At 61.0% G+C, this 20,327-nt stretch carries 21 protein-coding genes and 1 pseudogene; 5 read left to right on the plus strand and 17 right to left on the minus strand.

Going from position 1 to position 20,327, the window contains the following annotated elements; translation table 11 throughout:
- Positions 1-7: 7 nt before the first annotated feature.
- The 6 genes from B9Z43_RS10100 to B9Z43_RS10120 all read right to left on the minus strand — a co-directional run bounded on the left by B9Z43_RS10100 (position 8) and on the right by B9Z43_RS10120 (position 5,041).
- The gene (locus B9Z43_RS10100) at positions 8-1,300 is read right to left on the minus strand and encodes a murein L,D-transpeptidase family protein (RefSeq protein WP_146183925.1); all 1,293 of its coding nucleotides are present in this window, start codon (positions 1,298-1,300) and stop codon (positions 8-10) included.
- 56 nt (positions 1,301-1,356) lie between these two features.
- Positions 1,357-2,505, minus strand: a complete 1,149-nt coding sequence (locus B9Z43_RS10105) for a nuclear transport factor 2 family protein (protein ID WP_108325049.1) — start codon at positions 2,503-2,505, stop codon at positions 1,357-1,359.
- Between the two features lie 134 nt (positions 2,506-2,639).
- The gene (locus B9Z43_RS10110; protein WP_108325051.1) at positions 2,640-3,311 is read right to left on the minus strand and encodes an RluA family pseudouridine synthase; all 672 of its coding nucleotides are present in this window, start codon (positions 3,309-3,311) and stop codon (positions 2,640-2,642) included.
- Positions 3,312-3,357: 46 nt separating this feature from the next.
- Positions 3,358-3,498, minus strand: coding sequence for a hypothetical protein (locus B9Z43_RS17280; protein ID WP_199222290.1), 141 nt, complete (start codon positions 3,496-3,498; stop codon positions 3,358-3,360).
- Between the two features lie 325 nt (positions 3,499-3,823).
- Positions 3,824-4,459, minus strand: a complete 636-nt coding sequence (locus B9Z43_RS10115; RefSeq protein WP_108325053.1) for an NAD(P)H-dependent oxidoreductase — start codon at positions 4,457-4,459, stop codon at positions 3,824-3,826.
- Positions 4,460-4,507: 48 nt separating this feature from the next.
- Positions 4,508-5,041: a pseudouridine synthase gene (locus B9Z43_RS10120; protein WP_108325055.1), complete on the minus strand. Its 534-nt coding sequence runs from the start codon at positions 5,039-5,041 to the stop codon at positions 4,508-4,510.
- Between the two features lie 75 nt (positions 5,042-5,116).
- Between B9Z43_RS10120 and B9Z43_RS10125 the strand changes: the two genes are divergently transcribed.
- On the plus strand, positions 5,117-5,794 hold the full coding sequence (locus tag B9Z43_RS10125; RefSeq protein WP_108325057.1) for an SOS response-associated peptidase: 678 nt from the start codon (positions 5,117-5,119) through the stop codon (positions 5,792-5,794).
- A gap of 139 nt (positions 5,795-5,933) precedes the next feature.
- Here the strand turns inward: B9Z43_RS10125 and B9Z43_RS10130 are convergent, their stop codons facing one another.
- The 6 genes from B9Z43_RS10130 to B9Z43_RS10155 all read right to left on the minus strand — a co-directional run bounded on the left by B9Z43_RS10130 (position 5,934) and on the right by B9Z43_RS10155 (position 10,497).
- Positions 5,934-6,560 carry a pyridoxamine 5'-phosphate oxidase family protein gene (locus tag B9Z43_RS10130; RefSeq protein WP_108325059.1) on the minus strand — a complete coding sequence of 209 codons (627 nt, stop codon included), beginning with the start codon at positions 6,558-6,560 and terminating at the stop codon, positions 5,934-5,936.
- A gap of 68 nt (positions 6,561-6,628) precedes the next feature.
- Positions 6,629-6,937, minus strand: a complete 309-nt coding sequence (locus B9Z43_RS10135) for a helix-turn-helix transcriptional regulator (protein WP_233250075.1) — start codon at positions 6,935-6,937, stop codon at positions 6,629-6,631.
- Positions 6,930-7,256 carry a type II toxin-antitoxin system RelE/ParE family toxin gene (locus B9Z43_RS10140; protein WP_108325065.1) on the minus strand — a complete coding sequence of 109 codons (327 nt, stop codon included), beginning with the start codon at positions 7,254-7,256 and terminating at the stop codon, positions 6,930-6,932. The genes B9Z43_RS10135 and B9Z43_RS10140 overlap by 8 nt, the downstream gene beginning before the upstream one ends.
- Before the next feature lie 48 nt (positions 7,257-7,304).
- Complete coding sequence (locus tag B9Z43_RS10145) at positions 7,305-7,844, minus strand: DUF924 family protein (protein ID WP_108325067.1); 540 nt, start codon at positions 7,842-7,844, stop codon at positions 7,305-7,307.
- A 12-nt stretch (positions 7,845-7,856) separates the two neighbouring features.
- Positions 7,857-8,615, minus strand: coding sequence for an endonuclease/exonuclease/phosphatase family protein (locus B9Z43_RS10150; protein WP_108325069.1), 759 nt, complete (start codon positions 8,613-8,615; stop codon positions 7,857-7,859).
- 28 nt (positions 8,616-8,643) lie between these two features.
- Positions 8,644-10,497, minus strand: a complete 1,854-nt coding sequence (locus B9Z43_RS10155) for a glutamine--tRNA ligase/YqeY domain fusion protein (RefSeq protein ID WP_108325071.1) — start codon at positions 10,495-10,497, stop codon at positions 8,644-8,646.
- A gap of 163 nt (positions 10,498-10,660) precedes the next feature.
- On the opposite strand from B9Z43_RS10155, the gene B9Z43_RS17045 reads away from it, so the two are divergent.
- A complete protein-coding gene (locus B9Z43_RS17045) occupies positions 10,661-11,041 on the plus strand; it encodes a hypothetical protein (RefSeq protein WP_146183924.1) in 381 nt (126 codons plus the stop codon).
- A gap of 94 nt (positions 11,042-11,135) precedes the next feature.
- On the opposite strand, the gene B9Z43_RS10165 is transcribed toward B9Z43_RS17045, so the two are convergent.
- Positions 11,136-11,651 carry a TIGR02281 family clan AA aspartic protease gene (locus B9Z43_RS10165; protein ID WP_158270100.1) on the minus strand — a complete coding sequence of 172 codons (516 nt, stop codon included), beginning with the start codon at positions 11,649-11,651 and terminating at the stop codon, positions 11,136-11,138.
- Between the two features lie 222 nt (positions 11,652-11,873).
- Between B9Z43_RS10165 and B9Z43_RS10175 the strand changes: the two genes are divergently transcribed.
- The gene (locus B9Z43_RS10175; protein WP_108325079.1) at positions 11,874-12,698 is read left to right on the plus strand and encodes an undecaprenyl-diphosphate phosphatase; all 825 of its coding nucleotides are present in this window, start codon (positions 11,874-11,876) and stop codon (positions 12,696-12,698) included.
- Positions 12,699-13,140: 442 nt separating this feature from the next.
- On the opposite strand, the pseudogene B9Z43_RS10180 reads toward B9Z43_RS10175, so the two are convergent.
- The 4 genes and pseudogenes from B9Z43_RS10180 to B9Z43_RS10195 form a co-directional block, all read right to left on the minus strand.
- Positions 13,141-13,943 (minus strand): annotated as a pseudogene (locus B9Z43_RS10180) (alpha/beta fold hydrolase).
- A complete protein-coding gene (locus B9Z43_RS10185) occupies positions 13,943-14,770 on the minus strand; it encodes a proteasome-type protease (RefSeq protein ID WP_108311433.1) in 828 nt (275 codons plus the stop codon). Before B9Z43_RS10185 ends, B9Z43_RS10180 begins: the two are co-directional and overlap by 1 nt.
- 11 nt (positions 14,771-14,781) lie before the next feature.
- Positions 14,782-17,511 carry a DNA mismatch repair protein MutS gene (gene mutS / locus B9Z43_RS10190; RefSeq protein ID WP_108325081.1) on the minus strand — a complete coding sequence of 910 codons (2,730 nt, stop codon included), beginning with the start codon at positions 17,509-17,511 and terminating at the stop codon, positions 14,782-14,784.
- Between the two features lie 3 nt (positions 17,512-17,514).
- Complete coding sequence (locus tag B9Z43_RS10195; protein WP_108325083.1) at positions 17,515-18,459, minus strand: inositol monophosphatase family protein; 945 nt, start codon at positions 18,457-18,459, stop codon at positions 17,515-17,517.
- 149 nt (positions 18,460-18,608) lie between these two features.
- On the opposite strand from B9Z43_RS10195, the gene B9Z43_RS10200 reads away from it, so the two are divergent.
- Both B9Z43_RS10200 and cysE read left to right on the plus strand, forming a co-directional pair.
- The gene (locus B9Z43_RS10200; RefSeq protein WP_108325568.1) at positions 18,609-19,340 is read left to right on the plus strand and encodes an RNA methyltransferase; all 732 of its coding nucleotides are present in this window, start codon (positions 18,609-18,611) and stop codon (positions 19,338-19,340) included.
- Positions 19,341-19,350: 10 nt separating this feature from the next.
- On the plus strand, positions 19,351-20,118 hold the full coding sequence (cysE, locus tag B9Z43_RS10205) for a serine O-acetyltransferase (RefSeq protein WP_108325086.1): 768 nt from the start codon (positions 19,351-19,353) through the stop codon (positions 20,116-20,118).
- The last annotated feature ends 209 nt before the right edge of the window (positions 20,119-20,327 follow it).

The following is a 20,327-nucleotide window of genomic DNA, read 5'->3' on the forward strand; positions in this document are numbered from 1 at the left end:
GGGCCGATCAGGTCGGACCTTCAAACACCAGCTTCCACTGGTTGGCTTCCTTTTGCCAATAGGTGCGCAGGTAAACGGCTTGGCGTTTGTCTTTAATGTTGGGGTCGCTCATGGTCACGACCATGGTTTCTTCGCCATCGTTCCAGTGCAGAACGGACACGACTTCGAGTGGTTTGGCTTTGCGTGGGCCTTGTACGCCTTGAACCAGCTTGGGCCACCAATGGTCCAGGTCCAGCGCATCGCGCTCAAAGCGCTGGCTGTAGTAGCGCTTGAGTTTTTCAGCATCGCCGCTTTGGCGATCAGCCAACCATTGGTCCAATGTGGGCTGAAATTGGGTGTACGTGGTTGGCACTTGCCCTGCAGGAATCCAGTCGAGCTTTTCGGCAATCACCACGGGCGTCATGCGCCAGCCGGGCAAACGCAGCAGTTCTTCGATTTCGGCGTTGGCTAGCACGACGCAGCCGTCGGTGGCCTCTGGTGCGCGTGAGTACTGAGCGCTGGGCGTGCCGTGCAACCAGATGCCCGAGCCCGTCTTGTTGCGCATGGCATCCACAGCGTTCGGGAAGTTGAGTGTCAAAGCACCCGATCCAAACAAATCTGGCAGCGTGGCGCCGGGCAAATTTTTCTGGATGAAATACACGCCAATGGGGGTTTTGCCGTCGCCCTCCTTGACTTTGCCCACGCCGTTGATGCCGACCGACACATAGGTCTCTTTGATCAACTCCAGTTTGAGCTGGCCGTCCGCACCGGTGCGGTTGGCAAACCAATACAAACGAGAGCGCGATGCATCCACCGCCGCGAGGTAGGGTTGCTGAGCGGCCAGAAACGCCACGGCGGCAGGCACCTGACCTTCCAGTGCCTGAGGTGCCGTGCGCGTCATGCGGCGCTTGGCCTCCATGACCAATTCTTCAAGCCGGCGCATGGCGGAAGGCTTCGTATCGGCATCCAGATCGACGCCTTCAACGGGCTGCAGGCTGCTGATGTTGAGCAAATCCGCGTAAAGCAGTTGGCCCAATTGGAATGTGGGAAATCGGGTGGTCAACACACGTGCAGTGTCCAAGGCCTGAGCGCGTTCGCCTTCGCCCAGGTGTTGGTAGATCTGGCGGACCAGCGTCTCAGGATCTTTGGCGTTGATGACGGCGGCCGTGGCACTGGGCTCGAATTCGAGCTTCCAGCGCATGGGCTCTGGAGAAACCTTGAAACTGTCTTGCAGACTGGCTGGCAAACGGTTGTGGTTTGACAGCCACCAGCCGGTCAGGCCAAAAGATGCCACCAGCAAGGTCGGCACAGCCCATCGCAAGTGCCAGGATGCCTTGCTTTTGCGCGGTTGTTGTCGAGTGGGAAAGCGCGGGAAGTTCAATTCACCGTCTCACGCGTGATGAGCCAATGGTCTCCTTGCTTGACCAATTCCAGGGTCTTGTGGCTGTTGCCCTTGAAGTTGTCCGACTCGTAGATTTGCTGGAAGCGGGCCGTGGCTTTGTTGCCCGTGGCCTCAACCTTGAAGTTGTTCACTTCCACGCTGATGGTTTTTTTGGAGACGATGCGCGTGCGGCGATCGCTTTCCCATTTGGCGCGCGACATTTTGTCGGGCGGCGTGAAGCTGCTGGCGTAGGCGCCCAAATAGCGGTTCATGTCCTTTTGGCTCCAGGCCTTGGCCCAGGCCGCAACGGCATTGCGAATGTCGGTGCTGTCTGCCTTGGCTTGCTTTTGCTGAGCGTCATCTTTCTTGGGCTCAGGCTTGGGGGCTGCCACCGCTGCAACGACAGGCGCAGGTGTCACAGCCACAGCGGGCGCCACTGCGGCTGGCTTGGCTGCTGCGGGCGCAGGCGCGGATGCAGGCGCAGCGGCAGCGGCAGTGGGTGCCCTGGGTGCTGCCGCCACGGGCACTGTAGCTGCGGGTTTGGCGGCCTCACTGGCTGGCGCTGGTGCTTGAGGTGCAACCGGCGCAGCAGCAGGGGCAGTGGCAACTGGTGCAGCAGCTGCAACGACTTGTGCTGGTGCACGCTTGCTGGGGTCCATGCTGCCGAGCAAGGTCAGTTGCGGGGTGCTGTTTTTGACCTTGCTGTCCACTTGCAAAGCCTTGGCATAGGTCTGTTTGGCCAACTGGCTTTGGATGTCCGACAAATTCCGGTGAGCCGCAGCATAGCTGGGGTGCGTCAGCAGGGCTTTTTCCAGTGCGGTGCGCGACTCTTCGAGCTTGCCTTTGGACGCATACAGCACGCCCAGGTTGTTGTAGGCCTCGGACAAATCGGGGTTGGACTCGGTGAGTTTCTTGAATGTGTCGATGGCCTTGTCGGTCTGGCCTTGCTGGGCCTGGATCACGCCTTCGAGGAATCGCAGCTGAACATCTTTGGGCGCGGCTTGGCGCTCTTGCTGAACGAGCTTGAGCGCTTGCTCCAGCTGACCGGTCTGAATGGCCTGCTTGATGCTGTCTTGTGGAGACAGGGCCGCTTGAGCGGTCAGTGCACCGGTCAAGCCCAGGGCCACTTGCAGCGCCCAAATCATCCTGGAATATGAATGCTTTGGTGCCGTCAAAGACAGCGATTTTTGATCAAACAACATAGCCTAATTGGTATTTCTGGAACCTGAGAATTGTAGCCAGTCGCAGGCCCCTTCCCTGGGCCAGATGGAGATGGTGATCAGATGACCAAATAAGGCGCCGACGCCGACCATGCCGTGGGGATTTTGAAGGCCATTTCGGCCTCGGTGAAGGGGTGCGCAAACGCCAATTCTTGTGCATGCAGCATCAAGCGCGGGCTCAGTGCTTTGATGTTGGGCGGTGCATACAGCGAGTCGCCCAGCATGGGGTGGCCAATGCTTTGCATGTGCACGCGCAGCTGGTGGGTGCGCCCCGTCACGGGCTCCAGCTCGATCAAGGTGGCCGTCTCGCCCGTATCCAGCACGCGCCAGCGGCTGCGGCTGGCTTTGCCATCGGGGTGGATGATGTGGATCGGGCGACGCTCCCAGTCCAGCAAGATGGGGCCGTCGATCGTGCGCCAGCCCTCTTCGTCGGCCGCTTGCGCGGCTTGCGTTTGGGCGGGATGACCCGCCACCACGGCCACGTAGCGCTTTTTGACCTGTCGGGTTTCAAACAAACGGCTCAGGCGGCGCTGCGCCTCGATGCCACGCGCCATGAGCAGCAAGCCGGAGGTGTCCTGGTCGAGCCGGTGCACGATCAGGGCTTCGGGGTAGACGTCTTGCACGCGTTTGGACAGGCAGTCCTGCTTGTCCGGGCCGCGACCGGGCACAGAGAGCAGTCCGCTGGATTTTTCGAGCACCAGCAGATGCTCGTCTTCATGGATCGGTGTCATCGAAAACTCAAAGGGCCAGTGAGCCCGGGCCCATCAGGGCAGCAGATCAGGAGGGTTTGACTTTGCCGCGAGGCGCCACAAACGTACTGGGTGCCATGGGGCGGTCCGAGGTGAACGTCTTGGGCGGTGAGGTGTCTTTTTTAGGCTTCTTGGCCATTTTGTTGCTGCGTTGTTCGCCTTTGGCCATGATGCATCCTCGGTGGTCATCCCGGATTGGGAAGTCTTCGATGGTAAGGCACAAACTCGTTGATGGGCGATGCTGCGCTGGACTTGATCAGCGTCAATGCCCTGTGACGCGATGGACCCCGGGTCAAGCCCGGGGTGACATATCCATCGCTGGATGTCGGGCCAGGCTTGAACAAGCCAACGCCATGCCGGACTTGAGCAATCAGATGTCATACCGGACTTGATCCGGTATCCATAACTCAAGGTTATGCCGCACTTGAACAAGTCAACGTCATGCCGGACTTAAGTAAACCCATGGATGCCGGACTTGATCCGGCATCCATGACTTATTTCACTTCGGTCACAAACTGCTCGCGTGGGCGGCGGACCTTTTTGAGGCCGACCAGCCAGTCGCCTTCAGCGCGGTAGCCCAGCGGCACGATGGCCACGCTGCGCAGGTTGCGAGCGGCCAGGCCCAGGATCTCGTCCACAGCGGCAGGCTCAAAGCCTTCCATCGGCGTGGCGTCGACTTCTTCAAAAGCTGCGGCAATCAAGGAAGCGCCCAAGCCAATGTAGGCCTGGCGAGCAGCGTGCTCGAAGTTCACCTTGGCATCGCGGCCTGGGTAATTGGCCAACAGCATCTTGCGGTAGTTTTCCCAGCCTTCGTTGGTGCCACCGCGCTCGGCGTTGGTCAGGTCAAACATGTGGTTGATGCGCTCGGCCGTGTAGTTGTCCCACGCGGCAAACACCAACAGGTGCGAGCCTTCGGTCACTTGGGCCTGGTTGTAGGCTTTGGGCTGGATCTGCGCACGCACAGCGGCGTTGCTGACCACGATCACTTCAAACGGCTGCAAGCCGCTCGATGTGGGGGCCAGGCGTGCGGCTTCCACGATGCGGTCGACTTTGTCTTGCGGCACGACTTTGGTCGGGTCCATTTTTTTGCAAGCGTAGCGCCACTGCATTTTCTGGAGCAAATCGGACATGTTTTTCCTTGTTGGTGATTGAGCGGATGCGCGATTGTGTCCGAAACCCTATTCCACCTGCTGCCATGTGCCTGAAGGCAGGTCACGCAAGTGATACGGGCCAATGGCGGTGCGGATCAGGCGCAGCGTGGGCAAGCCCACCGCCGCCGTCATGCGGCGCACTTGCCGGTTGCGGCCTTCGCGGATGGACAACTCCAGCCACGAAGTCGGAATGTTCTTGCGCTCGCGGATCGGCGGGTTGCGCGGCCACAAGTCAGCTGGCGGCGTCACCGCTTGGGCGCGGGCGGGCAGGGTGAGGCCGTCGTTCAGCGTCACGCCCCGGGCCAGCGCCGTCAGCGCTTTGTCGTCCACCACGCCCTCGACCTGCACCAAATAAGTCTTTTCCATCTTGAAGCGCGGATCGGCAATGCGCGCCTGCAGTTGGCCATCGTCGGTCAACAGCAGCAAACCTTCGCTGTCGGCGTCCAGCCGCCCGGCCACGTACACACCGGGCAGGTCGATGTGGTCCTTCAGGCCCTGCCAGCGCCCCTCGGGGGTGAACTGGCTGAGCACGCCATAGGGTTTGTTGAAGCGGATCAGCATGAGGGGCAATGGGCGGGGCAGGTGACAAGGCAGAGGGCGTGAGCGTATCAGGTCGCGTGGGTTAGCATCCCCCGCATGAGCTCTCAATACGAATGCCTGAAAAGCGCCGACCTTTATGCCGAGGCCTTTGGCGTTTCGGCCCCCGAAACCCTGCTGGACAAAGAAGTCTGGCCACGCAAACAGGGCTTTTTCATCCGCAAGGCACAGGCTGAGGGCGACACCGCCACAGCAGACGCCGAGCAGCCGCTGGTGATGGAACTGGCCCAGGGCCAGTTTGGCCTGGTGCCCGGCTGGGTCAAGTCCACCTCGGACGCCAAACTGCGCTCGACCAAACTGGCCGTGACCCGCTACGAAACCATGAGCACCGCCACGCCCACGCGCGACACCTGGCTCAAAGGCCAACGCTGCATCATCCCGATGCAAGCCTTTTTGGAAGACGACTGGCGCAGCGGCAAAGCCGTGCCCACCCGCATCGCCCGCGTGGACGGCAAACCCATGGGTGTGGCTGGTTTGTGGGAACACTGGGCCAAAGACGGCGAAAGCATCACCAGCTTCACCTTGCTCACGGTGAACGCCAACAGCCACGCGCTGATGAACCGCTACGGCCAAAACGGCAACGAAAAACGCATGCCCGCCATCCTGAACGAAGGGGCCTTGGCCGCTTGGCTGAGCGCACCGATCGACAAAGCACGTGAATTCATGCGGGCCTATCCGGCCAACTTGCTGCTGGCCAACCCGGTGCAGAAAAAATAAGCCAGAGCGGTTGCCTGTTTAAAAGGCAGTCCGTGCCAGCCCGCATGGTTTAAGGGTTTACGCGGATATCCCTGCAGTTGTCCACAGCTTCATTCACAGAAGCACGGAACAACTTGCTGCACCGCAACAGTGCACGCGTTCACAACGACTGCCGATAGCGCTCCAGCATCTGGGCTTGCGTTTCGGCTTCGATCTCTTCGCCTTTGAAAGCGCGGATCTGGTCACGCATCATCTCGGCCATGCTGGGCAGCTGCGCCCGGTTGGCGTGGCGTGAGGCGTCCCACAACTGCGAGCGCATCAGCGACTTGCCGCAATGCAAATACACCGACGCCACCGCCACGCGAATGGCCAGCGCAGGCGTGCGCCGCGCATCGGCGCACAGCGCCAAGTCAGCCGGGTCGGTGGACAGCACAGCGCGGCCATTCACCCGCAAAGTCTCGTCAAAACCCGGCACCATGAACAACAAGCCAATACGCCCGGTGGCGATGATGTTCTCCAGCGTGTCCAGCCGGTTATTGCCCGGTGCGTCGGGCACCAGCAGCGTCTGCGCGTCCAGCACCTTGACGAACCCCGGCTCACCCCCGCGAGGCGAAGCGTCCATGTCGCCCGCTTGACCCGTGCTGGCCAGCACCACAAACGGCGACAGCCCAATGAACTGCACCGCATGTGCGTCCAGCGCCGGGATTTCCTTTTTGAGCGAACGCTCACGGGCGGGGCCGTACAGGGCGCGCAGGGCGGCGAGGGTGGTGATGTCTGGGGTGGTCATGGTGGGTGTGACTTGCTAAAGCGCGGTGCGGGGTGACTGGCCGTCCAGTGCCGGCATCACTGTGCAATTCATACCATCTGAATGACCAGTTTTTTGCCACAAGCCTGCGCGTATTTGCGCAGTGTGGCAAAAGAGGGCGAATGTTTTTCGCTGCGCAAAGACGCCTCCAGCCTGGACACAGCGGAAACAGTCGTTCCCATGCGAGTGGCCACTTCCGCTTGGGTCAGGCCTGCGGCTTGACGTGCTTCAAGCATGGCATGCAGTGCGGTGTATTCCTCTTCCAGTTCGTCAAACGCCTTTTGCACACCGGGCTTGCCCAGCAGTGCTTTGCGAAAAGCCGCGTCATGCGGCACGGGTTTGTAGCCAGTTTCAGCCATGGTGCACATCCTTCAGTCGTTTACGGGCCAGCCGAAGCTCAGCATCCGGGGTCTCTTGTGTCTTTTTCACGAACGAGTGCAGCACCACGATGGATCTGCCCACCTGCGTGCAGTAAAACACCCGACCAATACCTTCTGGCCCCTTGGGGCGTAACTCAAACAGTCCGTTGCCCATCGCTTTGGAGTGGGGCATACGAAGGTCCGCACCGTGAATGGCCATGGCATCTGTGAGCCGCACATAGTCTGCAACGATGCCTGCGGGCATGGACATCACCTCGCGCCGGACTTTGTCATTGAAGTAGGTGATGGACCAATTCATGGAAAAAGATGTTAGCACATTTGCTAATAAATGGACGCCGCTTTGAAGCTAAAACCCCGACCCCGGCTTACTCAAAAACACCAGCTCCTCGGGCGTGGACTCGCGGCCCAGGATGGCGTTGCGGTGGGGGTAGCGGCCGAAGCGCTCGATGATGGCTTGGTGGCGCTGCTCGAAGCGCAGGGTGTCTTCAAGGCCCGGCTGCGCAAACAGGAGGGCGGCTTGGGTGTGCACCAGGGCGGACTCGCTGTGCATGTAGGGCATATAGGCAAAGCTGCGCTGCGCCAGGGGCAGGCTGCAGTCCTGCCCACTGGCCACCAGCTCTTGCGCCAGCGCCAAGGCCAGCGCGTCTTGCGCAAAGGCTTGGGGGGTGTCGCGGTAGACGTTGCGCGAGAACTGGTCGAGCACCAAGACCTCGGCCAAGCGCCCCTCGGGCGTGGCGCGCCAAGCAAACAACTCACACCGAGCTGCCGCCGTCAGCGTGGCACCGAAGCGGGCGCGGATGGTTTCGTCCAAGGCGGCGTCTTTGGCGAAGTGGTGCTTTGGGGTGAGTTCGGTGAACCAGAAGTGGAGGATCTTTTCTGGACTCATATTGCCAACAGATTAGGCTGCTGCGTTGATATCCAGTGACATTGGCATATGGTCGCTTACGCTAAGCCACTGATGACTGTCACCGATTTGAATTTTGCAATGTTGCAGCAAGTCATCGGACACAAAAACATAGTCGATGTGATAAGACTTGCTCAAGTTGCGTTGGAGAAAGAAAGTGGGTGTAGTTTCTTCTCCTTGGCGCTCACACTTTTGATGGTGATAAACACTTTGGAGCCCAATGTCAGCTAATTCTTCGACCACATCAGAGTGGTTCCACCAGCGATCTGGCTTGTCCCATATTCGATTGCTATTGAAATCACCCAACACAATGGTGTTGCCATTACGAAGCTGGTCTCTGTGGATTTGCAGGTATTTCCAAAGTTGCCCAATGTAGCGGAAGGCGTCGGCATTTTCAGCCTTAGTCCATAAGCCAAGTACTTGGTATTTTTCGTTCAGGATAAAGGGGGCAAACAGTTTGAGGTCCGTTGTTGACCATTGCGATGCTTGATTGCTATTAACCACGCCTGGTTGAGAAAATGTTCCAAACCAGTCCGCCGCGCGAACGTGATTGCCATTCTTTGGAAAGATCCCTAAGCCTTTGTGTTTCGAGTTTCCAATCCACAAGTAATCGCCAGCCCAGTTTTGAAATGTAGAAGTTGACAGGGCCGGGTTCTCGCATTCTTGGACGACATAAACGTCCGCGCGGAGCTCGTCTAGTGCTTCGGTTTTATTGCGAAGTGCACCATTGCAATTCCACGTGACAATTTTCATGACAGCTTGGCAAATTGGCAGAACGAGCTCACTTGCCCCAGCTGTCCTTCAACCCCGTCACCCTGTTAAACACCGGTTTGGTGCTAGCATCATGATCAAGTCGATCCGCCACAAAGTACCCAAACCGCTCAAACTGGAACTTCTGGTCCGGTTGCGCGGCGGCCAGTGATGGCTCCACATAGGCCGTGACCACTTTCAGGCTGTTCGGGTTGAGCGACTGCAAGAAATCTTTGCCGCCCGCGTCGGGGTGCGCGTCGGCAAAAAGGCGGTCGTACAGGCGCACTTCCGCTGGCACGCCGTCGGCCACGGCCACCCAGGTGATGGCGGCTTTGGCTTTGACGCTGTCGGCGCCGGGCGTGCCGCTCTTGGTGCCGGGGATGACTTTGGCCTGCACTTCGGTCACGTTGCCCGCCGCGTCGCGTGCGCAGCCGGTGCATTCGATCACGTAGCCGCCTTTCAGGCGCACCACGTTGCCGGGGAACAGGCGCTTGTAGCCCTTGGGCGGCACTTCTTCAAAGTCTTCGCGCTCGATCCACACTTCTTTGCCGATCTTGAACACGCGGTCAGCGGGGGTCATGGCGCCTTCAGTGCCATCTTTCCCATCCTTGCCTTCGGCAATCGCGCTGTGGGGAAGGGCGGGTTGGGTGCAGTCTTCGGTGTAGGCATCTGAGCCAAAGGCCTCGGCCCAGTTGCTCAGCACCAGCTTGACGGGGTCGAGCACGGCCATGCCGCGGTGGGCTTTGTTTTCCAGGTCTTCGCGGAGGCAGCCTTCGAGCGTGCTGTAGTCGATCCAGCTGTCGCTCTTGGTCACGCCAATGCGGTCGGCAAACAGGCGCAGGCTCTCGGGCGTGTAGCCCCGGCGGCGCAGGCCCACGATGGTCGGCATGCGGGGGTCGTCCCAGCCGCTGACTTTGCCTTCGTTCACCAGTTGCGCCAGCTTGCGTTTGCTGGTGATCACATAGGTCAGGTTCAGGCGGGCAAATTCGTATTGCTTGGGCGCAGGCGCGGCCAGCAGTTGGCACTCGCACAGGCGCTCCATCAGCCAGTCGTAAAACGGGCGCTGGTCTTCAAACTCCAGCGTGCACAGGCTGTGGGTGATCTGCTCCAGCGCGTCTTCGATGGGGTGGGCAAAGGTGTACATCGGGTAGATGCACCAGGCGTCGCCCGTGTGGTGGTGGGTGGCGCGGCGGATGCGGTAGATGGCCGGGTCGCGCATATTGATGTTGGGCGAAGCCATGTCGATCTTGGCGCGCAGCACGGCCGCGCCGTCGGCGAGCTTGCCGTCACGCATTTCGCGAAAGCGCGTCAAGTTCTCTTCCACCGTGCGGCTGCGGAAAGGGCTGTCCACGCCGGGTTTGCCAAAGTCGCCCCGGTTGGCGCGCATGTCTTCCGCGCTTTGCTCGTCCACATAGGCGTGACCGGCTTGGATCAGCGCCTCGGCGGCGCGGTACATGAAGTCGAAGTAGTCGCTGGCCTGGTAGGGCGCAGCGCTTCCGGCGGCCTGGCCCAGTTGGGCCCAGTCAAAACCGAGCCATTTCACGGCGTCGATGATGCTGTTGACGTATTCGGTGTCTTCTTTTTCGGGGTTGGTGTCGTCAAAGCGCAGGTGGCACACGCCGCCATATTCTTTGGCCAGGCCAAAGTTGATGCAGATGCTTTTGGCGTGACCCACATGCAAATAGCCGTTGGGCTCGGGAGGAAAGCGGGTGCGGATCTTGGCCGGGTCGGGCTGGCCAGCGGCGTGGTGCGCGGCGTCGCCGGGGCTGCCTGCCCAGCGGCGGGTGGCGTAGGTGCCTTTGTCCAGGTCGTTTTCGATGATCTGGCGCAGGAAGTTGCTGACTTTGTGGTCAGCGGAAGTGTCGTTGTTGGTGGGGGTGGTCATAGCGATTGATTTTAGGGCTTGCCAAAGGGCAATCCCGCTGGGCGGCGTTACGAATGGACACCATTGTGAAGCGTTGTTTGTCCTCGGATGGTGTGGCTGGCGCGCTAAGGGACAAGGGGAGTCTGCTTTCAAGAAAAGCCAACGTGATCCAAGGAGTCCATCCATGCGTTTTTCAGTCCCAAATGCCATGTCCAGAGCGGCGTACCTGTTGGGTTTGCTGGGGGCCGCTTTTGCGCAGACCGGCTGCGCCCACCCCGTGATGGTGGAGCCTTCGGTGGTGATCCAGTCACGCATAGGGCATCCGCAGGTTTATGCCCACCCGGCGCCATCGGTGGTCTATTACCCGCAGGTCATGGTCAGGCCGGCGCCCATGTATGCCCCTCAGATGATGCCGATCTACAGACCGCCATCCATTCAGCAACACCACGGTCATGCTTTGCCGCGCCCTGTATGGGGTGGCCATGGGCGTGTGGCGCCCAGTGTTCACAATGGACGAGACGCTGTACGCGGCGCCGGACGTGGCGTATGGGGCCAGCGGCGATAACCCACTTCAAATTTCTGGAGTACTTGTGGATTCTTTGTTGCTGCTCAAAGCCGCCGCTGATGGCGCTTCAGCTGCCGCTTGAGCTTGCAGGCCCTCAGGGGCGTTGACGCAGGATCATCTCGTCGCGTCGGATTTCCACATCGAAGTGTTTCAGAAAGTTCTGGCCCAGCAGTGCCTGTTCAGGCCGAAGTCCGTTCAGACCCACGGTCACGCCTGCATCGTTGAGCACCAAGTGGCCTGCACGCACCGGCACGTTTCGCACCAATTGGCCGGGGCGCTGGCCGTTGGCGGTGTGCAAAGTGATGTCCTGCCCCGAAGGCAGTCCCGCTTGTTGCGCCAGTGCCTGGCTCACGCTCACATGGCTGGCGCCGGTGTCGACCAAAAACGTCACAGGCTGGCGGTTGACTTCACCTTCCACATGAAAATGACCGTCCCTCTGGCGCGGTATGACCAGATCGCCCGAGCTGAGGGCATAGGGCTTGAGGCTCGCCTGGCGGTTTTGCTCAATGCGATCAAACACCAGGTACAGCACGGCAGCCACTGCCAGCCACACGGCGGTGATGGCCAGAGCGCCAAGGCGGGTGGTTTGCTGGAGGGTTGGCTTGGACATACTCACCCCACAGACCCAAACCAAAGCCATTGGCCCAACAAGCGTCCTGGCAGCAAAGTGAATGCGCCAGTCACCAAACAAGCCGATACATCAATCCACTGCATGGTTCCTCCTTGATTATTTTTAAACAGTACTTTGACACAGGTTCTGATGAAGATTCCTTCGTTCAGTCTGATGCGCAGCCCTGCGAGCGATAATCCATTCCAAATTTCTGGAGTACTTGTGGATTCTTTATTGCTGCTCAAAGCCGCCGTGATGGGGCTGGTCGAAGGTTTGACAGAGTTTTTGCCGATCTCTTCTACAGGGCATTTGATCCTGGCCGGTCATTTGCTGGGGCTGCATGATGACAAGTCCAAGGTATTTGAAATTGCCATTCAGACCGGGGCCATCCTGGCGGTGATCATCGTGTATTGGCAAAAGATCAGCTCGACCATCCAGGCCTTGCCACACAGCGCGGCGGCGCAGCGCTTTGCTTTCAATGTGTTCATCGGCTTTGTGCCCGCAGTGATTTTGGGCTTGCTGCTGGGCAAGGCCATCAAGGCGCATTTGTTCACCCCGGGCGTTGTGGCCAGCACGTTCATCGTGGGCGGTTTGATCATCTTGTGGGCTGAGCGTCGTCCCGCCAGCACGGTGCGCATCCACGAGGTGGAAGACATGCGCGGGCGCGATGCGCTCAAGGTGGGCCTGGTGCAGTGCCTGGCCATGATCCCGGGCACCAGCCGCAGCGGCGCCACCATCATTGGCGGCATGCTGTTGGGCTTGTCGCGCAAGGCGGCGACGGACTTTTCTTTTTACCTGGCGATTCCAACGCTGATTGGCGCGGGGGCTTACAGCCTGTACAAAGAACGCGCCTTGCTCAGCATGGCCGATGCGCCGATGTTTGGTGTCGGCTTGTTGTTCTCTTTCATCAGCGCTTGGGTGTGCGTGCGCTGGCTGCTCAAGTTCATCTCCAGCCACAGCTTTGAGGTCTTCGCCTGGTACCGGATCGTGTTCGGCTTGGTGGTTCTGGGCACCAGCTACAGCGGTCTGGTGACTTGGGCACCATGAATTTTTTCGGGGCTTGAGTCGGTCAGAGACGTTGTTTTTTGACTTCTGGCTGAAAAGTTGTCTTGTCATCTCGACGAGGAACTTGTTTTGTCACTCCGGGCAAAGACATTGTTCTGTCACCCCGGGCGAAGACCCGGGGTCCACGCCCCCCGCAAGCCATGGATCCCGGATCAAGTCCGGGATGACGGGTTGGGCGAGGACCTTGTTTTGTCACCCCGGGCGAAGACCCGGGGGCCATCTCACCTGCATGCTATGGATCCCGGATCAAGTCCGGGATGACGAGTTGGGCGAAGACCTTGTTCTGTCACCCCGGGCGAAGACCCGGGGTCCATCTCCCCTGCAAGCTGTGGATCCCGGATCGAGTCCGGGATGACGAATTTCGGATCAAGTCCGGGATGACGAGTTTCGCTTCAAGTCCGGGATGGTGACTTTCACGAACGGATCAGGCCCCGATGTTGCGCAGCGTTGCTTCGATGGCCGCTGCCGTGGCCAGGGGTTTTTCCATGGGGAAGAGGTGTGAGCCGTCGAGCATCATGATGCGGCCCTTGACCACCTTGTGGGTCAGTTCTGCCCCCGCCTGGCGCATTTCGGCCGAGTGCGTGCCGCCGATGAAGGCCGCAGGGCATTTGAGCGGGTGGCGCTTGAGCAGGCTGTCGAGTTTGTGCGGCAGGCTGTTGTAGATCGCGGTTTCCACATCGCGGTCAAAACTGAGCACGCGCTGGCCACCTTCGTCGTGCGTGCCGTGCTCGATGTAGTCGCGCAAGACCTGCGGGTCCCAGCGGGCAAAGGATTTTTTGTGCTGAAACTCTCCAGCGCGGCCTGTGCGCTGGGCCAGTGGTGGCGGCGTTTTTGGCTGATGCGTCCGGGTGACAGCGCCCCGATCAAAGGGGTGCGTTTGGCCAGGCCCAGCGTGGTGGCGCGCCAGCCGCCCAGCACGGGCGAGTCGATCAGCACCACGCCACGCGCCAACTCGGGGTGGCGGGCGGCGCACATCAGGCTCAGGATGCCGCCCAGTGAGTGCCCCACCAAAAAAGCGGGTGCACCATCACCCTGCTGGGCACGCGCAAAGTCGGCCAGTTGCTGCACCAGGTGCGGCCAGTTGTTGCTGACCGGGTATTTCGGGTCGTGCCCATACATCTCCACCGCATCGACTTCAAACCCGCGCTGGCGCAGGCTGTCGAACAAGACCCGGTAAGTGCTGGCCGGAAAGCTGTTGCCGTGCGAGAAGACGATGCGGGCGGCCATCAGATCAGCTTCTCGTCCGGCGTGGTGATTTTCTTGAGCAAGGCGTTGCGCACAGGCGGCACCATGAGCGGGATGTCGGTCGCGCCACCGTTCCACATGGGGTCTTCGATGCTGTCGAACATCTGGCGCAGCTTGTCGCCCCAGCTGCTGCGCAACATCTGAAAGTAGGGGTTGTGCTCGTCGATGCACATGATGCGGTCGGTCTGCAGGCTGCCCGCTTTGTAGACCACCATGTCCAGCGGCAAGCCGACCGACAGGTTGGACTTGAGGGTCGAGTCCATCGACACCAGGGCGCACTTGGCGGCTTCGTCCAGTGGGGTGTCGGGGGTGATGACGCGATCCAAAACGGGTTTGCCGTATTTGGACTCGCCGATCTGGAAGTAGGGCGTTTCGTCGGTGGCTTCGATGAAGTTGCCGGGCGAATAGACCTGGAACAAGCGCATGCCTTCGCCGCCAATCTGGCCGCCGAAGATCATCGACACGTTGAACTCCACACCCGAGGCTTTGAGGGCCGCAGCATCGCGCTCGTACACGCGGCGCACGGCTGCGCCCAGCACGCGAGTGGCGTCGAACATGCTTTTGGCGTTCCAGATGGTGAGCGGTTCGTCTTGGCCGGGCTCGACCAGTTTTTCGATCTGCAGCACTTCGCGCACCGACTGCGAGATGCTCAGGTTGCCCGCCGACAAAAGCGTCATGAAACGGTCGCCCGCTTTTTCATAGACGATCATTTTGCGGAAGGTGCTGATCTGGTCCAGGCCCGCGTTGGTGCGCGAATCAGAGAGGAACACCAGACCGGCGCGGGTTTTGACGGCAACGCAATAAGTCATGAATCAACTCTTTAATTTTTGGGCAGCAGGCGCTGCAAGGCATACAGGGCATCGAGCGCTTCGCGGGGGCTCAAAGCGTCGGGGTTGATTTGGGCCAGCGCCGCCTCGACAGCGGTGGGGCCAGCGGCTTCGGCTTCTGGCGGCGGGGCAAACAGGTCCACCTGGGCGCGTGCATCTTGGGCGCCCGATTCCAAAGCGCTCAGGGCATGTCGTGCGTGGTTGAGCACGGCTGCAGGCATGCCCGCCAGACGCGCCACTTGCACGCCATAGCTCTTGCTGGCGGGGCCAGGTTGCAGCTCGTGCAAGAACACGATGGACGCGCCGGATTCGGCCGCGCTCACATGCATGTTGACGGCGGCGTTGTGTGTGGCCGGGAATTCGGTGAGCTCGAAGTAGTGCGTGGCAAACAGCGCGAAGGCCTGCGTTTTGTTGTGCAGGTGCGTGGCGATGCCGCTGGCCAGGGCCAGACCGTCAAAGGTGGAGGTGCCGCGCCCGATCTCGTCCATCAGCACCAGGCTGTGCGGCGTGGCGCTGTGCAAGATTTGCGCGGCTTCGGTCATCTCCAGCATGAAGGTCGATTGGGCGTTGGCCAGGTCGTCGGCCGCACCGATCCGTGTGTGGATGGCGTCGATGGGGCCAAGGCGGCAGCGGCTGGCGGGCACATGGCTGCCGATACTGGCCATAAGCACGATCAATGCCACCTGGCGCATGTAGGTCGATTTGCCGCCCATGTTGGGGCCGGTGATGATCTGCAAACGCTGGCGCGAGCCCAATACCGTGTCGTTGGCGATGAAGCTGGCGCCTGACAACTCGGCCAAGCGGGCTTCGACCACGGGGTGACGGCCCTGGCGGATTTCGATGCAGGGCTCTTTGCTGAACTCGGGCGCGCACCAATTGAGGGTGAGCGAGCGCTCGGTCAGTGCGCACAGCACGTCCAGGCTGGCCATGGCCTGCGCCAAAGCGGTGAGCGCGGGCACAAAGGGCTGCAATTGGTCGAGCAGGCCTTCATACAGCCACTTCTCGCGGGCCAAGGCGCGTTCTTGCGCCGACAGGGCCTTGTCTTCAAAGGTCTTGAGCTCGGGCGTGATGAAGCGTTCGGCGTTTTTCAGGGTCTGGCGGCGGCGGTAGTCGCCCGGCACTTTGTCGAGTTGACCTTGCGTGACCTCGATGTAAAAGCCGTGCACCTTGTTGAACTGCACGCGCAGGTTGGCAATGCCGGTGCGCTCTTTTTCGCGGGTTTCCAGGTCGAGCAAAAACGCATCGCAATTGGTCTGGATGCCGCGCAGCTCGTCCAGCTCGGCGTCGAGGCCGTCGGCGATCACGCCGCCGTCGCGCACCAAAGTGGCGGGCTCTTCGAGCAAGGCCATTTGCAGCAGTTCGGCGCAATGCGTGGGCGGGGTCAGCCAGCGGGCCATGCCGGCCAGCAAGGTGCCGGGCTCGGGGTTGAGCGTTTGCAATTGCAAAGACAGCGAGGCCGCACGCGCCAGCGCATGGCGCAGGGCCACCAGCTCGCGTGGGCGCACCTGACGCAGCGCGGTGCGGGCGGTGATGCGCTCCACGTCGCTTGCGCCTTTGAGTTGTTCACGCAGGCGTTTGTAGGCGGGACCTGAAACCCGGAGTTCGTCCTCTAACCCGTTTGTGACATCTTCGGGTGTGACGCCATGAGTGTCATCCTCGGGCTTGACCCGAGGATCCATGGATTCCCGCGTGCGCGGGAATGACGATAGAGAGGCGATGGCCATCAAGCGTTGCCGAGCCACATCGCGCTCTCGCGGCGGGCTGAGCAGCCAGCTTTTGAGCAGGCGGCTGCCCATGCCGGTCATGCAGGTGTCGAGCAGCGAAAACAACGTGGGCGAATCTTCCCCGCGCAGGGTCTGCGTCAGCTCCAGGTTGCGGCGAGTGCTGGCGGGCAGGTCGATCAGCGCGTCCGAGCGCTGCACCTGCACCCGCTGCACATGCGGCAGGCTGCGGCCTTGAGTGTGTTCGGCGTAAGTGAGCAGCGCAGCAGCGGCGGCTTGGGCGTCGCTCAGCGTGTCGGCGCTCCACGCGGCGAGTGATGCGGCTTGCAACTGCTCCAGCAGCTTGCGCTGGCCCAGGCCTGCATCAAACTGAAAGTCGGGCCGCAGGGCCAGCGCCCAGCTGCCGCGCCCGGTGGTTTTGAGACCGCGCAGTTTTTGCTCAAAGGTGGGCGTCATGCCCGCGCTGGCCAGCAGTTCGCTGGGGCTGATGCGGTCGATCCAGTCGGCCAGTTCGTCTTGTGCGCATTCGGCCAGGTGCACCACGCCTTGCGTGACGCTCAGCCATGCCAGGCCGCAGCGGTTTTTGGCCGCTTGGTGCACGGCCAGCAAGATGGCTTCGCTCTTGTCGGGCAGCAGTTCGGTGTCGGTCAGGGTGCCGGGGGTGACCACGCGCACCACTTTGCGCTCCACCGGGCCTTTGGCGGTGGCCACGTCGCCGACCTGTTCGCACAGGGCGACGGATTCGCCCAGCTTGATCAGGCGGGCCAGATAAGTCTCGACCGAATGGAAGGGCACGCCCGCCATGACCACCGGCTGGCCAGCGGACTGGCCCCGGCGCGTTAGGGTGATGTCGAGCAGGCTGGCGGCTTTTTCAGCATCCGCAAAGAACAACTCGTAAAAGTCGCCCATGCGGTAGAACACCAGCGTGTCAGGGAACTCCGCCTTGATGCCCAAGTACTGGGCCATCATGGGGGTGTGGGCACTCAGGTCGAGCGCGCTCATGGCTTAAAACGGTGCGTCTTTGGGTTCGTCGCCTTCAGCCGCTGCGTTCGTGGCTTCGGCTTCCGGGTCGTGGCTGTCCGAGGTGCGTTCGCGGCTCAGCGTATCGACGGCGCTGCGCACAGCGGCTTTGTCGCCAGCGCTGGCGAATTTGCTGAACTTGCCCAAAATCGTGACCAATTGGCCGTAAATGCGCGGCGCACCGGCCAGGCATTCTTTTTGTTCCAGGAAGTCGGACTCGCCGGTGAAGTTGCCGATCAGGCCACCGGCTTCGGTGACCAGCAGCGATCCTGCAGCCACGTCCCAAGGCGACAAGCCGGTTTCAAAGAAACCATCGGTGAAACCTGCGGCCACGTAGGCCAGGTCCAGCGCGGCAGAACCTGGGCGGCGCAGGCCAGCGGTGCGTTGCATCACATCGCCCATCATGCGCAGGTATTGGTTGAAGTTGTCGCCCTTGCGGAAAGGGAAGCCTGTGGAGATGATGCATTCCTGCAAGCGGATGCGCTTGCTCACGCGCAGGCGGCGGTCGTTCATGAACGCGCCACGGCCTTTGGTGGCGGTGAACAGGTCGTTGCGGGTGGGGTCGTAAATGACGGCTTGCTCGATCTTGCCGCGCACTTGCAGGGCAATGCTCACGCAATAAACAGGAAAGCCGTGGATGAAGTTGGTCGTGCCGTCCAGGGGGTCGATGATCCAGATGTGGTCTGCGTTGGGGTTGCCGTGCTGGCTGCCCGACTCTTCGGCCAGGATGCCGTGGTCAGGGTAGGCGGTCAGCAGGGTGTCGATGATGACTTTTTCACTCGCGTGGTCGACCTCGGTCACAAAGTCGTTGACTTGCTTTTGCGAGATGCGAACAGCCTCAACGTCGAGCGCGGCGCGGTTGATGATGGCGCCAGCGGCGCGCGCAGCCTTGACGGCCACGTTGAGCATGGGGTGGAGATTGGACGACATAAATTGTGTGAAGAACTGGACTGGCCCACGCACGATCGCGGCGGCGAAGGGCGCATTTTCTCATGAAAACCATGTGGATTCGTCATTTTGGCGCCAAGAACCGCTGGTGCATGTCGTCTGCGTGCCATCCCAGCATGGACAATCGGGGCATGAAAACGCGATTTATCCTGATAGAGACCAGCCATGCCGGCAACGTGGGCGCAGCCGCCCGGGCCATGAAGGTCATGGGTTTTGACGACTTGGTGCTGGTCAAACCCCGCTGGGCCAATGTGCTGCGCAAGGAAGAGACCATCCAGCGCGCCAGCGGCGCCAACGATGTGCTGGCCAATGCCCGTGTGGTGGAGACGCTGGACGAAGCTCTGGACGGCGTGACCCATTTGTGCGCCACGGCCATGACGCCGCGCGACTTTGGCCCGCCCACCCGATCACCGCGTGAGCATTTTGCCGAGCTGACGAAGCCCGGCGCGCCCGAGCAGTGCGTGGCCTTTTTGTTTGGCTCCGAGCGCTTTGGCATGAAAAACGAAGACGTTTACCGCTGCAACGTGGCCTTGTCGATCCCGACGAATCCGCAGTTTGGCTCGCTCAATTTGGGCTCGGCCATCCAAGTGATTGCCTACGACTGGCGCGTGGCTTTGGGCGGCTTTCCTGTGCAGGACGTGATCGCGCCTGCCGACAAGGCCGACGCCCAGCAGGTGGCGGGCATGTTGGCGCATTGGGAGCAGGCGCTGACCGACATTGGCTTTCTGGACCCGGCCGCACCCAAAAAGCTGATGCCGCGTCTGAACCAGATGTTCAACCGGGCCGATTTGAGCCCGGAAGAAATCCACATCCTGCGTGGGGTGGCCAAGGCCATGATCCAGGCCACCCAGGCCAAGCGATAGACTAGGGCTTATGTTTTCTCGCCTCCGCTCCGACATCCAGTGCATCCTTGACCGAGACCCTGCGGCCCGCACCGCCTGGGAGGTTTTGACCTGCTACCCCGGTTTGCATGCTTTGGTGCTGCACCGCCGGGCGCACTGGTGCTGGAACCACGGCTTCAAGTGGCTGGGGCGCTTCATCTCGCACATCTCGCGGTGGCTCACGGGCATCGAGATCCACCCGGGTGCACAGATTGGCGAGCGGGTGTTTTTTGACCACGGCATGGGCATCGTGATCGGCGAGACGGCCGAGATCGGCGAAGGCTGCACGATTTACCACGGCGTCACGCTGGGCGGCACATCGCTCTACAAAGGGGCCAAGCGCCACCCGACACTGGGCCGCGATGTGGTGATCGGTGCCGGGGCCAAAGTGCTGGGCGGTTTCACAGTGGGCGATGGAGCCAAAGTGGGCTCCAACGCGGTGCTGACCAAGCCGGTGCCCGCAGGCGCCACAGCGGTGGGCAACCCGGCCCGCATCATCCAGGCCGAGCAGGATGCCAAGCGCGAAGAAGTGGCGTCCAAAATGGGTTTTTCGGCCTATGGCGTGACGCAAAACGACGACCCGCTGAGCCAGGCCATGCGCGGCTTGATCGACAATGCCGCCGGACAGGAACACCAGATCGCCATGATCTGGAAAGCGCTGGAGCAACTGTGCGCGCACCAACAAGTGCACCTGCCACGCGACGCCGCCACGCACGAAAACTTTGAGGCCGACAAGCTCAATCAGCTGGTGGGCAAGTAGCCCCCAAGCTGGGACGACTGAAAGTCGTCAGCGCACAGGATCTGTGCCTTGTGGTTCGCCGCTGCAGCGCATTCAAGCACTGGATCGCCACGCTGCGCTCGCGATGACACGTCATTCGTCATTGCGAGGAGCGCAGCGACGTGACAATCCACCCGCTGCACCCAAGCGAAGGCTGGATAGCCGCCCGCGCTTCGCTCGCGATGCCCCAT

It is taken from the genome of Limnohabitans sp. MMS-10A-192 (assembly GCF_003063335.1).
Taxonomy (GTDB): Bacteria; Pseudomonadota; Gammaproteobacteria; order Burkholderiales; family Burkholderiaceae_C; genus Limnohabitans_A.